The organism is Nostoc sp. C052 (assembly GCF_013393905.1).
Lineage (GTDB): Bacteria > Cyanobacteriota > Cyanobacteriia > Cyanobacteriales > Nostocaceae > Nostoc.
Genome location: NZ_CP040272.1, coordinates 3370078 through 3385958 on the forward strand (window position 1 = coordinate 3370078; position 15881 = coordinate 3385958).

General features: G+C 40.8%; 14 protein-coding genes and 1 pseudogene. 6 read left to right on the forward strand and 9 right to left on the reverse strand.

What is annotated here, in order from left to right; translation table 11 throughout:
* Positions 1 to 97: 97 nt before the first annotated feature.
* On the forward strand, positions 98 to 1450 hold the full coding sequence (locus FD723_RS13545) for a pentapeptide repeat-containing protein (protein WP_179065799.1): 1353 nt from the start codon (positions 98 to 100) through the stop codon (positions 1448 to 1450).
* A gap of 59 nt (positions 1451 to 1509) precedes the next feature.
* Here FD723_RS13545 and FD723_RS13550 read toward each other — a convergent pair.
* The 4 genes and pseudogenes from FD723_RS13550 to FD723_RS13565 form a co-directional block, all read right to left on the reverse strand.
* Positions 1510 to 1812 (reverse strand): annotated as a pseudogene (locus tag FD723_RS13550) (Uma2 family endonuclease); the annotation flags it as partial.
* An 88-nt stretch (positions 1813 to 1900) separates the two neighbouring features.
* Positions 1901 to 2530: a restriction endonuclease subunit R gene (locus tag FD723_RS13555; RefSeq protein ID WP_179065800.1), complete on the reverse strand. Its 630-nt coding sequence runs from the start codon at positions 2528 to 2530 to the stop codon at positions 1901 to 1903.
* Between the two features lie 33 nt (positions 2531 to 2563).
* Complete coding sequence (gene map, locus FD723_RS13560; protein WP_179065801.1) at positions 2564 to 3340, reverse strand: type I methionyl aminopeptidase; 777 nt, start codon at positions 3338 to 3340, stop codon at positions 2564 to 2566.
* 10 nt (positions 3341 to 3350) lie between these two features.
* Positions 3351 to 4355 (reverse strand): Gfo/Idh/MocA family protein, encoded by a 1005-nt coding sequence (locus FD723_RS13565; protein WP_179065802.1) that lies wholly within the window; start codon positions 4353 to 4355, stop codon positions 3351 to 3353.
* A gap of 624 nt (positions 4356 to 4979) precedes the next feature.
* Between FD723_RS13565 and FD723_RS13570 the strand changes: the two genes are divergently transcribed.
* On the forward strand, positions 4980 to 5279 hold the full coding sequence (locus FD723_RS13570; protein WP_179065803.1) for a ferredoxin: 300 nt from the start codon (positions 4980 to 4982) through the stop codon (positions 5277 to 5279).
* Positions 5280 to 5524: 245 nt separating this feature from the next.
* Here the strand turns inward: FD723_RS13570 and FD723_RS13575 are convergent, their stop codons facing one another.
* Positions 5525 to 7270, reverse strand: coding sequence for a SpoIID/LytB domain-containing protein (locus tag FD723_RS13575; protein WP_179065804.1), 1746 nt, complete (start codon positions 7268 to 7270; stop codon positions 5525 to 5527).
* 115 nt (positions 7271 to 7385) lie between these two features.
* On the opposite strand from FD723_RS13575, the gene FD723_RS13580 reads away from it, so the two are divergent.
* The 4 genes from FD723_RS13580 to FD723_RS13595 all read left to right on the forward strand — a co-directional run bounded on the left by FD723_RS13580 (position 7386) and on the right by FD723_RS13595 (position 10292).
* Complete coding sequence (locus FD723_RS13580; RefSeq protein WP_104907642.1) at positions 7386 to 7649, forward strand: ParB N-terminal domain-containing protein; 264 nt, start codon at positions 7386 to 7388, stop codon at positions 7647 to 7649.
* Positions 7650 to 7753: 104 nt separating this feature from the next.
* Positions 7754 to 8245: a Dps family protein gene (locus FD723_RS13585; protein WP_179065805.1), complete on the forward strand. Its 492-nt coding sequence runs from the start codon at positions 7754 to 7756 to the stop codon at positions 8243 to 8245.
* A 96-nt stretch (positions 8246 to 8341) separates the two neighbouring features.
* Entirely contained in the window at positions 8342 to 8986 is a 645-nt protein-coding gene (gene grpE / locus FD723_RS13590; protein ID WP_179069138.1) for a nucleotide exchange factor GrpE, read from the forward strand.
* Between the two features lie 979 nt (positions 8987 to 9965).
* Positions 9966 to 10292, forward strand: coding sequence for an STAS domain-containing protein (locus tag FD723_RS13595; RefSeq protein WP_179065806.1), 327 nt, complete (start codon positions 9966 to 9968; stop codon positions 10290 to 10292).
* Here FD723_RS13595 and FD723_RS13600 read toward each other — a convergent pair whose 3' ends face one another.
* From FD723_RS13600 to FD723_RS13615, 4 genes are all read right to left on the reverse strand, one after another.
* Positions 10293 to 11429, reverse strand: coding sequence for a PP2C family protein-serine/threonine phosphatase (locus tag FD723_RS13600; RefSeq protein ID WP_179065807.1), 1137 nt, complete (start codon positions 11427 to 11429; stop codon positions 10293 to 10295).
* Between the two features lie 301 nt (positions 11430 to 11730).
* Positions 11731 to 12498, reverse strand: a complete 768-nt coding sequence (locus FD723_RS13605) for a DUF1350 family protein (RefSeq protein WP_179065808.1) — start codon at positions 12496 to 12498, stop codon at positions 11731 to 11733.
* A 285-nt stretch (positions 12499 to 12783) separates the two neighbouring features.
* Positions 12784 to 13503: a hypothetical protein gene (locus tag FD723_RS13610; protein WP_179065809.1), complete on the reverse strand. Its 720-nt coding sequence runs from the start codon at positions 13501 to 13503 to the stop codon at positions 12784 to 12786.
* Between the two features lie 445 nt (positions 13504 to 13948).
* Positions 13949 to 15880, reverse strand: coding sequence for a M48 family metallopeptidase (locus tag FD723_RS13615; protein WP_179065810.1), 1932 nt, complete (start codon positions 15878 to 15880; stop codon positions 13949 to 13951).
* Position 15881: the final 1 nt, after the last annotated feature.

A 15881-nucleotide genomic window follows, 5' to 3' on the forward strand; every position in this document is an offset into this window, starting at 1 on the left:
CAACATTTCTCAATCTCAGGGAATATACGTCTTTACTTTAGTGCAATTTCTGATAAAACAGATGTTGTTCTGAGTTTGCTGGGGCAAAATAGAAAACATGACGATTGAATCCAATTCTTCTAATCTACCAACCCCAGAACCAGACCCCGAAAACGATTCGCAACCAAATGACTTTGACGGTAGTGCAACTGAGAAGAACCTTAATTCAGAAGTACTAGCGACACAACAAGCACTAGCGGCGATCGCGTCTTTAAATTCTCCCCAATATACAACTGCACTACAACAAGCTCGTTCGGAAGTCAAGCACCCCACTACCAAACAATTCACAGTTAAGCCCAGGGCATTGCTGATTACTCTAATCGCGATCGCCATCACCTTTATTGGAATTATCCTTAATAACTGGATCGTTGGCATTATCGGCACACTGATGGCTTTGGTGTTATCCCTGGCGATATTATTACCTTGGTTCCAAGAAGTTTTAGACGAGTGGTTTTCACCCCAAGAACGCACGCTGTTTGTAGCCTTTTTGGGACTATTAGTAGCCATCATCGGCTTGATCAGATTCACAGGTGTAGGCGATCGCTTGCTTGTTTTAGGACGCCAAATTAATTGGGATATTGCTGGAACCCTAGCAGATTGGTTTGGCGCATTGGGGCAAATTCTCATCGCCATCATTGCCGTTTACGTAGCATGGCGACAATATGTCATTTCTAAAGACTTGACAATTCAGCAAAACCTGCTGACAGTTCAGCAAAATATTATCACCCAGCAACAGACCATTGATTCCTATTTCCAAGGCGTTTCCGACTTAGTATTAGATGAAGAAGGATTATTAGAAGATTGGCCGCAAGAAAGAGCGATCGCTGAAGGACGTACAGCGGCAATTTTAAGTAGTGTCGATGGTAGTGGGAAAGCGAAAATTCTCCGCTTTCTCTCACGTTCCAAGTTGTTATCACCTCTAAAACGCGATCGCCTATTAGGTAGAGCCATTCTCGACGGGACTGGCGGATATGCAGAAGACCGCCTCGAAGGTGTGCGTGTCATCGACTTAGGTGTAATGCTAGCCGCAGCCGACCTTTCTGGTACTGATTTACGTTGGACTGATTTGAGCGAGGCTAATCTTGTCCGTGCTAATCTGTCCGGTTGTGACTTAGTAAAAGCCAACCTCTCCCGCACAATTTTATATAACGCTAATCTTAGTGGTGCTGACATCAACGGGATTCGTCTATTTTATGGCGTAGTAGATAAAGCATCACCCCGCAGTCGCACCGAACCACCAGATTATGAAACCGGCGAACAAACTGGCGCTGTCGTAGAAAATATCGATTTGACGAATGTGCAGCGGATGTCTGAGTCTACACGTTGTTATTGTTGCACTTGGGGTGGTGAAAAAACCAGAGGTACTATTCCTGGTGGTTGTGAAGGTATTCCCAATAAGTTGGGAAGATAGTTATACCAAGTTTAAATACTTCTCTGCAAAGAGTGCTACGTGTTCCCCAATCTCTAACTCTAGCGACCCGCAACAAATATCTGTTCTGCGGTCAAATTCAGGTCTGGAAATGTTTGGGAGATGAGGCGTTCTGTTCCTCTAAACTGTTGTCCTTGATAAGTTCCATCGATTAACTGATAAATAGTGATTACAGGTTGCTTGGATAAGCCGATGTAGCGTTTACCTCCTAGCCCTAGATAATCTGCGATCCAATACTCCCCAATACCTAAAGTTTCGTAGTCTTCCACTTTCCGGGCATAGTCATTCTGCCAATTGGTACTGACAACTTCTATGACTAATTTAACAGATTTACCTAGTGTAATTAATAGTGGCTGAAACCATCAAGATTTGTCCTTCCAGGTTCAGAATTAGAGCAGCAATACTGCTCTTAATTATTCTAACTACCTTTAATTAGGCAAAAGTCAATTGACTAATACGCTTCAAAATTTGGAGTACATTATATAACTCATTGCCACGGTTACGGACATCAAAAATATCCGAAGTGGTATAGCGAGGAGGATAACCTTTGAGCAGTTTAATGAACATAAAACTGCCACCAGAAGTAATCATACCAAATACTACATCTTGTGACTGGGGAGCAGCCAGCATATATGCCAGAATTTGGTCAAGTCCTGCTTCTACCGAATAAGCAACCTGTTTAGACTCAATAACTGTTACCCAGAATTTTTGATTTAGAAGTAAAAAGTCAATTCGTCCTTTGATGATAGTTTGTTTGTCTTGTGTTTCAATCTCGATAGATTTCTCTAATTTGAGGTGAAAAGGAGGTAAATAAAACTTGCCAATGAATAGTAGTGGTGATAAAACAATCGTGTTAACTGTATTTTCTAATAAAGGCGGATAGTTTCGCAAATTTATGTAACCTGCCTTTATTTGATCCAATAGCTGCTTTTCTAAACTTGTCAGTTCAGGTAGGTCATCTTGCCACTCTCGAAAGAATTCTTCCGAATCAACTAACTCTAATCCATAGAGCAATATTAGTTGCTCAAGTGTGACGTTTTCCGCAGCAAGAGTTTGAACCATAATGTTAATCAAGCAGTAGAAAAATCTACCAGTTTAGTAATTCTCACCTTCAGGTAGGGTGAGGATTTCAACGCCATCTTCAGTTACAGCTAAGGTATGCTCACATTGAGCAGAAAGCTTGCGATCGCGCGTTACCGCAGTCCACTTATCACTGAGAACTTCGACTTCGTAAGTACCTTCGTTAATCATTGGCTCAATGGTAAAAACCATCCCTGGTCTGAGGCGCTTGCCCTTACCGCGTGTACCATAGTGGGGAACATCTGGCGCAGTATGGAAAATGTTACTGATGCCGTGTCCAACGAAATCTCGTACCACAGAAAAGCCTTGTGCTTCAGCATACTCTTGAATAGCTGCACCAATGTCGCCAATACGTGCCCCTGGCTTAACTTCAGCAATACCCAGGCGGAGACATTCTTCTGTCACCTCTACCAACTTTCTCGTTTTTGGAGAAGGAGTACCAACAAAAAATGTCTTGGATGTATCGCCGTGATAACCTTCAACAATCGGCGTAACATCAATATTAATGATGTCACCTTCTTTCAGAATTTGCTTGGCATTGGGAATGCCGTGACAAATTACCTCATTTACACTAGTGCAAATCGATTTCGGATAACCTTTATAACCAAGGGGTGCGCTTTTTGCTCCATGCGCTTGTGTCCAACGTTCGGCTTCATCATTTAGTTCAAGAGTGCTAACCCCTGGCTTCACAAATGGTTCGAGATGCTGGAGAAGTTTAGCAGCTAAACGTCCAGCTTGACGCATTTTCTCTATTTCTCGTTGGGATAAAATAACAATTAGTTCGGTTTTCATTAACTTTTATCTAGAAATCTTTCATAAACATAGTTAACCCTGTCTGTGCGGCTCTTTGGGCAGCATCAGCAACCTTTAGGGTATATAAGCTCTCCTCTGGGGTAACGTACAAAGGAGTGCCATCAAAAAGATGGTCTAATACCATACTCGTATCTTTAGCGAACAAACCCCGTCGAGGACCAACCTCTATAGATGTTGTTTCTCCTGGCTGGATGAAAATTCCGGTGTCACCATCAAAAATTAAACCACCTTTTTCGCCGTGAACTTCAAACTTGCGTTCTGATTGCCAAAGACTTTCACCTTTACCGTACACTACTTGGGCTAAAAGTCCACTGTTAAAGCACAGTTCACTAGTGCAGAAACAGGTTTGGTAATATTCCGGTTCTATTTCCCAATATCGCTGGTGACAGTTAACTGTAAATACTTTACCAAATAAATCGATGAGGCGATGTAGGCGAGACAGGGCCCCAATTAAGGGAAAGCCGAACAAATCGTGGTTATAAGTCCATTTGCGGGGTGCAGGATTTTGAGGATTGATGGTGCTGTAGCGAACATAAAACACTTCACCAATTTTGGCTAAGTTTTGCTTCAAGGCTTGATGCAAACCACCCAAAAGTTCCAGGTGTTCTATATGCAGAAGTTTTTGTTTTGCTTTGGCTAAAGCAATCAATTCCTCTGCTTCGACTACATCCAACGAAAGAGGATACTCTACAATCACATGTTTGTCGTTGGTTAGCGCTGCACGCGCGATCGCCCCATGATCTCGATTAATCGTAGATATCGCCACTAGGTCTATATCTTCACGTTCTACTAGCTCTTGCCAAGAACTCAATGTTTCAATCTGGTACTCTTTAGCAAAGGCTTCGGTTTTTTCGCTTGTATGACCAACAACTGCGACTAGGTGCGATCGCTCATCGTGGAGCAATGCTTCAGCCCGAAACTTTGCCGCATATCCAGTACCGATCAAACCTACACGCACTTTTGCTTTTTCCGAAGCAGCTTTTGAATTATACATGATCCTCACTAGTTCTGTTTTTGATCGTCTCACGCTTCTAGTGGTCAGATTCTCTCTTCATTGGGTTCACCAGTCTAGACTCTACAACATTCGTCAGAACCCCTCAAGCACGTATGAGACTTTATTTTCAAAAGAAAGCCCCCTTTTTGAAAGCAGAGCTAACGTGCTGCACAATACACAAAATTTGTCAAATAATGAACAGAAAAATTTTGGAAAAAGTTACCGCATCAGCTTGCTTTCGTCGGGGTATGCGATCGCAATCTAAGGGACTGACAAATAACAAAATATCCAATTAACTCTTGTGGGGTGGGCAACAAGAGCGCCCTAATGATACAAGTTAAATGTGTAACAGCTTAACATTAATATTGCTCATATTTTTTATATATAAAATAAATTTTTCTTATTGCAACCTAACTAAGCGAGAAAATAACATAAATAAAACTTATCGGGATTAAGTAACTAAATTTCATTACTAATCGGGTTCGATTTCCAGTCACATCGTTTAATTTTTCTCGTAGTATCAGAATTGAAGCAAATTTAAACCAACGGCTAATCCCACAGAACAGCCGTGACCTTTGCCTTAAGATAACTTATACTGCCGTTTACAAAAGAGAGGATTACTCAATGCCAAGTTATAAAGTGACACTAATCAACGAGTCTGAAGGACTAAATACAACACTTGACGTTGATGATGATGTCTATATTCTAGACGCGGCTGAAGAAGCTGGTCTTGACTTGCCCTACTCTTGCCGCGCTGGTGCTTGCTCGACCTGTGCAGGTAAAATCGTCAAGGGTACTGTCGATCAAGGCGATCAGTCATTCTTAGACGATGAGCAAATCGAAAAAGGATACGTACTGACTTGTGTCGCTTACCCAACCTCTGACGTAACAATCGAAACTCACAAAGAAGAAGACCTTTACTAAGAACTAAGCAACTCAACCATAAACCTCTTGCAAGAGTTACCAATGTTGAAAAAATACAAGTATGGCATCTAGGGCCAACACACTTGCAATGCTGTGTGTATCTCTAAAAGCGACTTTGATAAAAAGCCTAGTTCAGTGTTGGGCAGGAACACAGTAAATGTTGTGTTCCTGCTTAATTTTTTACTTGAAAATCAGTATACTATGGAATTCTCTCGTACATAGTACATAAGCTCAGTGCGGATAGTTCACAGCTTAATTTCTTTACTGAGAATTTTAATCTGAGTACCAGGATAGTAGAATTGGAGAATTTTTGGACTTGACCAACCTAGTTTTGCTAAATTTTGAGCGCCAGTTTGACTCAAGCCGACTCCATGCCCTAATCCACCACCAATAAAAGCATATCCCCAAAGTTCTGTCTTGCCTTTGTTTAGGGGTTCTATGTAAAAAAGCGTACTTACGGGAGCAGCAAAGGCGCTGCGAACTTCATCTTTATGCAGAACAAAGGTGCTGTGATCGGTTTTAACCGCAAGTTCAAGAATACGTCCACTCTGGCTTCGCTTCACGACTGCCATAGCCTGAATTGTCTTAAATTTGGCATGGGGACTGTTTTTCACCTGCAAAAATTTCTGCAAGTCCTTGATAATATCCTGTAAAGGGGTTTCTTTATGCCAACGAAACATATCCCACTTGCTTTCATTAAATCCTTGTTGTATGTTAATAAATTTTTTGAAGTTCTTTTCATCTGCTAAACTCTGCTTAGATAAGTCCCAAAAATTAGTCGGAGCATCCAGTACAGGGTGGAGATAGGGACGATCGTCACCATTCCAGATATCGCGGAAGGAGGCGGTGACACCACCAGTAGTAGAAGAATACAAGGCGTCTACTAGTTCATTTTTATAAGTTAATACTTTACCCCTGGTTGAGGCGATCGCTTGGTCTGTTTTGGCAGCGGCTCCCTTCAGCCCATAATAAACTTGGCAGTGAGTATCAGCACACAACTGATAATTATCTGCGGCAAACCTGCGTAAATTTCTCAAGGCATAAGTCCGGGCGAGAATTGCTTGGGCTTCCAGCGCCGCTGTTGGTGCTTCTGTACCTATTTCGTAAGGCACAACCCCACGCAAATAAGTTTCTAAGGGTACTTGATTAACTAGAGTGTATGTGCCATAAGCATTTGGCTGCAAATTCAATTGGCCAGCATAAAGACGAGCGTTCTCTTGTTTGTCGCTTTTATTCACCCGAATCAAGTTTTGCTCTGTGCTAATTTCCAAGCCATTTGGGCTATAGCGATTACCATCCACTACCCAACTCACTCGTGGCACTTGTTTCAAAACTCTAGTATCAAGATATACTTTCTCTTTGGTAGAAGCTTGGATGTTTTGCAATAACAAGCGTCGCAATAAAGGAGTGCTGTAAACATCTCGTTTCGCCCAAACCTGCCAGCGTTCTGGCTGGGCTATTTCCACTTCCATTCCCAGAGAACGCCATTTATTAGCACTGTCTTCCGCAGTTTCAAAAGTGCGGTATGTGCCTAAAACTACCACTTCTTCGACTGCTGACTGGGGCAAAGCTTCCATGACTGTTTCCAGCTTTACAGGGTTCTTAGTAAACAGGATTTGCTGCTTGTTGCCCACTTGAAATTTTAGCTTTAAGCGATCGCCTTTTATGGGTTCTAGTTGCAGCTTGGCTGTGGCTTCGGCGCCAAATCGCTGCACAATCCCAATTTTCAGTTCTATATCCTGGATATTGCTCTCTGGCCCTGATGCCGCAGTCAGTCCCAATAGACAAAATGTTGTCAGCACAGTGTAGGGAAAACACCAAAATGAAAATTTCATGACCACCTGATAGCGTTCGCGCAGCGTCTCCAAAAGTTGCGATCGCGAGTAATCGTTCGCGTTGGCGGAGCCTCTCGTAGAGAGTGTCTTCTGCCCCTTAATGTGTCGTTGGAGCTTATTTTCCAATTGCTTTGTAGCGCGGTTTTTTTGTCGCATGAATGCTCCAATGATACCATTACCAATTTTGCCCCAGATACTAGTTGCAAAACGAAGTCATAATGACTATGATTTATTTAGAGACAAAAAACAGAACTAGTTGCATAAACTCTTTATGGTTAAAGTCCAAGAAATTCCATTAAATCAGATAAAACGGCCATTGCCCCGTACAAACGATCCAAATAAAGTGCAAGCCTTAATGGAATCGATTGCGGAGATTGGGCAGCAAGAACCTATTGATGTCCTAGAAGTAGATGGACAATATTATGGCTTTTCTGGTTGCCACCGGTATGAAGCTTGCCAGCGTTTAGGCAAAGAAACCGTTTTAGCCAGAGTTCGTAAAGCACCCCGTAGCGTTTTGAAGATGCACTTAGCATAGACAATGGGGAATGGGGGCTAGGAATCAAGGGCTTAATTTTCTTGCCAATCCCCAATGCCCAATTCCCAATCCCCAATTACATATAACCTAATTAGGAGAAAATTATGTCATCGAAAGTAACAGTTAAAAATGTAAATATCGGCATTGACGAGGCGAGTAGGGCTAAAATTGCTGACGGTTTATCTCATCTGTTGGCTGATACTTATACACTGTATCTGAAAACTCATAATTTTCATTGGAATGTAACAGGGCCGATGTTTCAAACGTTGCATCTAATGTTTGAGACTCAGTATACAGAATTAGCCTTAGCAGTGGATTTAATAGCCGAGAGAATTAGAGCGCTTGGCTATCCTGCACCAGGAACCTACAGCGAATACGCCAAACTAAGTTCGATTCCAGAAACTCCTGGAGTTCCTAAAGCTGTGGAAATGATCCGCTTGCTAGTGGAAGGACAAGAAGCCGTAGTCAGAACTGCACGGTCTATTTTCCCTGTGCTAGAGGAAGTTAACGACGAACCTACCGCCGATTTATTGACTCAGCGGATGCAGGTACACGAAAAGACAGCTTGGATGTTGAGAAGTTTGCTGGAAGAATAGGAATTAGGGACTAGGGACTGGGTACTAACAAATAAAGACTTAATTTTTTTGCCAATCCCCAATCCCCAATCCCCAGTCACCAATCCTCAATCCCCAATGCCCCACACCCAAAAGTTGCAAGATTTAATGCAACAGGTAGGTATTTCTAGTTTTAAAGCGCTGAGTCGTGCTGCTGGTGTCTCAGAGCGTCAAATTTTGCGATTACGTCAGGGAAAGCTAGAGCAGATGCGGGTAGATGTGCTGCTTAAGCTGTCGTCAGTGCTACAGATTTCATTAAGTGAATTAATCGCAACTTTTTCAACCGTAGAGTTATTACAAGAGAAAACAGCACCTACCCAGGAATTGTTACAAGAAATTACAGATTTAAGAAGAGAGTACGATCGCTCGCAACTTCAATTAGAACAACAGCGAGAAATATTACTACAAGAACTCCAGCAGTCAACCTTGCAACTGCTGGAGTCTTTATTATTGCAATGGCCAACAGCAGCACAGAAAGCGCAGGAGAATCAACAGCTAGCAGCAGTTAAAATAGTCCCATTGGTACAGAAACCCCTGGAAAAGCTTTTGCAAGCGTGGGGAGTAGAAGCGATCGCACCTGTGGGAGCAGAATTACCTTATGATCCCCAACTTCACCAATTGATGGAGGGAACTGCACAGCCTGGAGGAACAGTCAAAGTGCGTTACACTGGCTACCTTCAAGGTAAGAAGTTGCTTTACAGAGCGAAAGTAAATCCTGTTTGAGGTAGTTAGAGACGCGATTAAATCACGTCTGTACAGGATTTGTGTTATGTGTTGAGAAATATATAGATATTGGGAATACTAAAAATAGCAGGGGCGATCGCCTTAGAGAACTTCTGTTAGATAGTTGGTGTAGATTCAAGCTTGCTTGGCACTGTTGAAACCAAAGTTTTCGGCTCTAGAAGGGTAATCCAGAGGTAAATTATTTCAATAATGTAAGTAATTGGACATAAATAAACGTAGATCCTAGTTACTATCATAAATACTCAGTAGTCAAGAAAGGATTATATCTACTAATGATTATGATGTGAAACCTCGATAGTTGAGTATTTTTGCTTATAGTTTGAATTGGGCGATAGGACTGGGAAAATTTTGTGGGTGATGCAGACCCGCTTAACCACGCAAAGGAACGTTGCTGCTAGACTCGGTTTAATTGCGCGTAGGCGTAGCCAAACTAGGTATTGCTCCGACTCATTGAATTTTGAATTGTTTAATGATGGCTATCAGCATGAGATTTATTGGAAAATTTTACTTTTGGCAAAAATATTTGGTAAACAATCTGAAAAGCGGCAACCTCAGCTTGTAGATACAGTATATATTTACATCCATGATATACAGGTAAGTTGGTGTTAAAAATTAACATAGTATGCCGAAAAATAAAATCAGCGAACAGCTTATAAATCTGTCGTTCAAACCGTTATACAAAACTAAACATACATGAGTTTTACTATGCTGACTTACTTATATAGTCTATTCTCAACTGGTATATTCCTAGTAAAAAAGCGATATTGAATGTAAGACAATATGGTTTTTCGTATTACAAAAAAGTAGATTAAAATACTTATAATTGATCTTTATCTATCCTGATTAGTTATCAATGGTTACTCAATATGTAATCTTATATTTTATTTTACAAGCATTTTTAAATGTTCTATAATGGCGAAATGAGAGAATTATTTACACAAATCAGAGTGACATAATTATGAGAGAACAAGTAAAAGTTATTAAGCTCAGTGGTAATTTGAACGCCACAACTTCACAAGAATTTCGACAAAATATCACTGATATTCTAGAGAAGGGTGCGAAAATCGTGTTAGTTGATTTTAAAGATGTAACCTTTATGGATAGTTCCGGTTTGGGAGCTTTAGTATTAGCTTTTAAAACCTTGCGTGCAGCAGATACTAAACTTGTTCTCTGCTCAATTAATGAGCAAGTCAGGATATTATTTGAACTGACTAATATGGATAAAGTATTTGAAATATTCCCTAGTCAAGATGCATTTAATCAAGTTTTAGTTTCCAATACTTAATTAATCAAACTTCATTTGCAAAATAGATAAATCATCATCAAAAGCATCTTTGGAGTTCAGAGCAATTAAATAACTCAGTACGCGATCGAGTTGGCTATCAACTGGATCTTGTAAACTAACTAATAGCTGAATAAAAGCATCCAAACTCCAAAGTGTGCCATCTGATTTAGTGATTTCATAAGCACCATCACTAAAAATATAAAGGGTACTAAATTTTTCAATATTGCAAGATGCATCAACATATTTTGCCTCTGGAAACATCCCAACTGGCATACCGGGGGTTTTCAGGAGTTTAACTTCAGATTTCCTTGGAGATGTGCCGGTTACTAAAACTGCTGGTGGATGACCTGCACTAGCATAAATTAACTGGCGGTTGATTCGATTGTAAACTCCATACCAAATCGTAAAGTATTTATCATTTTGATAATTCATTTGAAAAGTATCATTCAAAGCCTTCAATACATCACTAGGTTGATAGTAATTCAGACCTTTGAGCGCACGTGAACGCAGCAAATTCAGCACTGAAACAGAGGGAAGAGTAGCTTTCAATCCATGTCCGGCGGTATCGAGTAAGTAAATTGCCAGATAATCATCATCGAGCCAATAGTAATCGAAACAGTCACCGCCGAGTTGTCGCGAGGGAATGAACCGGAAATTTATCTTGAAGGGTTCGGTCATGGAAAAAGGTAGTAGCGATCGCACATAGTCTGCGGCTTCTGACATTTCTGATTCTAAAAGCAACTTTTGATCCTGCAAATCTCTACTCAACTGATGCAGGCGCAATCCCGCTCTTACCCGTGCTTGTAATTCATTATGCTCAATAGGTTTGGAGATAAAATCATCAGCACCAGCATCTAGACCTTTGACGCAATCAGCAACAGAATCCAAGGATGTTAATAAAATAAAGAATGTGGTGGAAAATTTGGGGTCTGCCTTAATGCGGTGACAAACTTCCAGTCCAGTCAAACCCGGCATGATCCAATCACAAATAATTAGAGCTGGACGATAAGCTAGTGCTTTTTCTATTCCTTCATCGCCGCTACTGGCAGTCACTACCTCATAACCTTGTTTTTCCAAAATCCTTTTTAGGAGTATTTTTATTGAATAGTCGTCATCAATTATTAGTATTTGAAACATATAAAGTTGCAGGAAACACTTATTAATAATTTGCTGTCAAAATAAAAAATAAAAATATGCTATGAGCTAATAAGGTACTAGGATCAATACAGGGATGCTAATATGGTACTACTTATTGTTTGTATACAATAGACTTTAACCTCACTTCCATTCCTCTCTCTTAAAAGCATAGAGGCTTTGAATTTTACTCCCCAACCCTAGTAAGGAGTTGGGGTTAGGTTTCTATTAGACTCAACCCAGAAGCATTAGAAATCGTTTTTATTTACCTATAGAATTTATGACTGTCAAACAGTCATAAATTCTATGGTGCTGCTAAAGGATTTAGCCATAAGAGGATGTTGCTTTTTAGCTGGTTTAAGTCGCGGTATGCTTCTTGCTTAAACCATTGTCCTAAAGCGTCAAAAGGGGTGAAAGAGGTTCCAGTTTGCCATTTAATATCTTGACCTAGAGGTGTTGTATGAGTTCCTGGTAACGTTTGTGCTGTCACCATCTCATCAAAACGTTCTTGTAAGATTTTGGTTAATGCTGCCGATTGATCAATGTTGTCATTACTAAATTTTATTAATAAATTGCGTCGGACATTGTAACGCTCTTGGACAAGCTTGTTAGTTTCCACAGGTGAGGGAGTAAACTCGATGGAAAAAGTAGAATTGAATTGTTCTACTAGAGGGATAGCTTCTTTAGCGGCGTAGTTGTTGAAGGATATTAAAATGTTGCCTGCACGTTCTACTTTAAAGAGGCTACCAATCAGCAAGTGAAGTTTACAGCCCATGCTATGTCCAACGCCGTAAATAGGGAAGTAGAGCTTGCGTAATGCCCCAGAATCCTGTAAGCGTTCGAGGGTGCGGTCAAAGTTTAACAGTACGGATTTGGCGATCGCAGTATGATCCAATGTATTAACGAAAGGCGTAGCAATTACAACATAACCTTTACTTGCCAGTTGTTCGAGTAACCAGCGATAAGTAATGTGTGGTGCAGTGGCGACAAATGCACCGCCTAAAAAATGAACGATACCTATGGGATTTCGGGGAATAATTACCCAGTTCCCTCTAATTTCTTTCCAGTCCATGTGGATAAGCGATCGCTTTATGAATATTCTTTATGTTAGATCGGTGATTGCAACCCTGGGAAGGATTCTGGTAAAAGCCATTAATAATGTCTGTGAGCAGGTTAGAAACCAACCCACCTGAGTGCTTTCTAAATTCCCATTACAAAACCTAATTGCGTTAGCGAGTATTCGTACCCCTACGGGGAAGTAAGCTACGCCCAGCATCTCTTAGAGACATTACGAATTACGAACTACGAATTACGTTAGCGTAGCGGTAGCGAGGAACGAGCGTCATTACGAATTATCTTAACGCTGAGTCTGTAATCTTTTCATTTCGTGTTGTACATCTAATGCAATTTGTAATGCTTCATTGAGTAACCTTCCATGTTCAGTAGCTTGTTCAGTTACTTGCATAGCTGTTAAAGTTGCTAAATTGTTGACGAATAGTTCTGTATTACTCAGAATAAAGTTCTTATTTTCCCTCAAAATTCTTTCTGTCTTCAAAGCGCGAACTAAATCAGCTTTGGTGAGTTTAAGCGCTTCAATCACACCTTCTCTTTCTTTTATAACCACTTCTGGATTACCAGCTTCTTCGATTTGGTCATTGATATCTATTACTCTAATAACAGTATTATATCTATTAACCTCATTTAACAGGATGTGAAGAGATTTTGTCATATTGTTTTTGACAACTTTACTTCTACTTTTCCAGATTAAATATAAGATAGTTTGTGTAAATCCGCCAACCCAAAGACCTAAGATAATTAATAATACCCAAGATGGAATTGTTATCCACGTAACAAAAATTTTAACAATTAAATCAAATAAAATATATACAAAAACAAATGTAGAAAATCCGATGAAAACTACAGTTGCCCCTTCAGAGCTTTTCAGCTTTTGTATATATATCCTTGCAAATCTATTTAGAGTATTTGTAATGATTAAAAGTTCCTCATTAACAGGTAAATTAGTCAGTTTTTGTAAATCATCTTGACTAATTTCCAAGCCCTTTAAATCATCCTGCACAGCTTTTTAACCTTTGCCAGAATAGTTATTTAGTCTAATATAGCAATCAAATTTCTAGAATGCTGGCATTTTGTCCTAACTTTTTCAGGCGAGTTAATGCTGGTAGGCAATATCAAGATTTTTTGTACAATATGATACTCTTTTGCTAAGACAACCATCTTCAACTTGGAATTAGGTTTGGGGAAAAGGTTAAAGGGTAAAGGTTAAAGGTTAAAGGTTTTTTCTTTCCCCTTGACCTTTCCGCTTTTCCCCAAAACCAGACAAGTATTGAGACAACCATTTATACCATAGTAATCTTGAATCATTTGTGATAAACAAGATCCCCAACTTCTTTAAGAAGTCGGGGATCTGCAAGTTGCAATTCTGACAATTCAAATAGTATTACTATGTAATAGTAAGGAGGAAAATTTATTTAGTGATAAATAACTGTGCCTCACTTGTTACACTAACTTTGCTTGGAAGAAGATTGTTTCTGTTTTGAAACACCACGCTGAGGATTTAAAAATGGGGGGATGGGACAGTCTAAAGTCATAGCGATCGCTCTGAGTAAATCTGCCTCTGAAGGAGTAACTTTATTATCTAATAGTACCGTGTGGGCGCAAGCATCAACAATAGCTTGCTTGAGTTTGGGAGTGGCAAGACGCAGACGCTCAATACTTTTTTTGAGTTCAGTGAAATTACAACTTAGTGGTTTTTCTGGTTTTTCTTGCTCTCCGGCTTTGGGAAGTCGAAAAACTCCAGAACGAAAAGCATAGGCGATGTCTTCAGTGGAGGCATCGGGTTGGGAGTGTCCGACGCGAGCAATTACGGATAGTACTAATAGACTATCTGGCCAAATCTGTTCGATGGAAGTGAATTCTATCGTTGTCGTAGATGCGGGATTGATACTAGGTTCGAGACGATGCCAGAGTATTAATTGCAACACAAAATGCCACAGTGATAAACTTCCGGTGGCTACAACTAAACCGTGGACGCATTTGCACAGCCTTTGGCATTCTTTGGCAGAATTTTGGCGTAATATAGGCACTGCCAAATCCACAAGTGGCAAACGAATTCTGGAGTCTAACTGGCTAATTTCGTTACTTAATTCCAGGGTTTTCTCTACCAAATCAGCGGGTTGCACCTCGCGTAACCAAGTAATTTGACGTTCTTGGATTTGGAGATTTTCTGTATCTAAGGCTAACGCAAAAGCGATCGCCATTGCACTTTGTTGCTCCCGCGCACCCAAGCGCAGGGATTCTGGTAACTGCGATAACAGCGCTTGAGCATGGGCAAAATGCTCTGGTGTAACGCTTCCCACTTGGTTTACAACCTGTCCTGGCATGGTGCTAGAACCACCAGCAAAGCCCATTGTTAGGGATTCCTGGGAGGGGGAACCCACTTGATTGCGAGATGGCATTGCTGCTAAATTACGGACGTTTAAACCCCCAACGCGGCGGATACGTTCTGCTAAGGGTGGGTGGGTAGAAAACATATTTTCCCAGAAAGAGGGGTTGAGGGCATTGCCAAAAAACATGTGGCTAGCGGCTTCTGCACCTGGCGAAATCAACCGCGAATCCATTTGTTGGAGTTTTTGAAAGACTCCGGTAAGTCCATTGGGGTTGCGAGTGAACTGTACCGCCGAAGCATCAGCGAGAAATTCGCGTTGGCGAGAGACTGCGGCTTTAATCAAGCGTCCGCAAAGTAATCCGATACCGCCAATTGCCATCAATACTAAGCCAAAAGCCCAGATAGGTAAACCCTTATCTCCTTTTTCTAAGCGGAAAGTATCACGAATTCGCCACAGAAATTCCCCAGTTAAATAAATGAACAAAATCCCGTGCAGTAGTCCCATTAAACGCAAATTTAGCCGCATATCTCCATTGAGAATATGACTGAATTCGTGGCCGATGACTCCTTGTAGTTCATCCCGGTTAAGGTGTTGCAAAGTGCCACGGGTAACTCCAATTACAGCATCATTGGGCGTAAATCCGGCAGCAAAGGCATTAATGCTGGTTTCTCTGTCGAGGAGATAAACTTGTGGGACGGAAATACCAGAAGCGATCGCCATTTCCTCGACAATATTTAATAGTTGTTGCCCTTGTTCATCAGTCATTTCTGGTAGCAGGAGTCTTCCCCCTAACTGTTGAGCAATTACGCTTCCACCCTCCCGGAGACAGGCAATTTTGTATAAACTTCCGACTGCAATCGCAATTATTGTAATCCCAGCGACGTAAAGAAATAACCCTGGATGCCACCAAACACGAGGAGCCATGCGAAACAGAAATAAAGTGGCAATATAAATCGCCATAATCATAACTGCGATCGATAGGGAAAATAACCCAATTAATTGTTGCGTATTTTGGCGTGCCCGATCCTGATGTTCAAAGAAATTCATA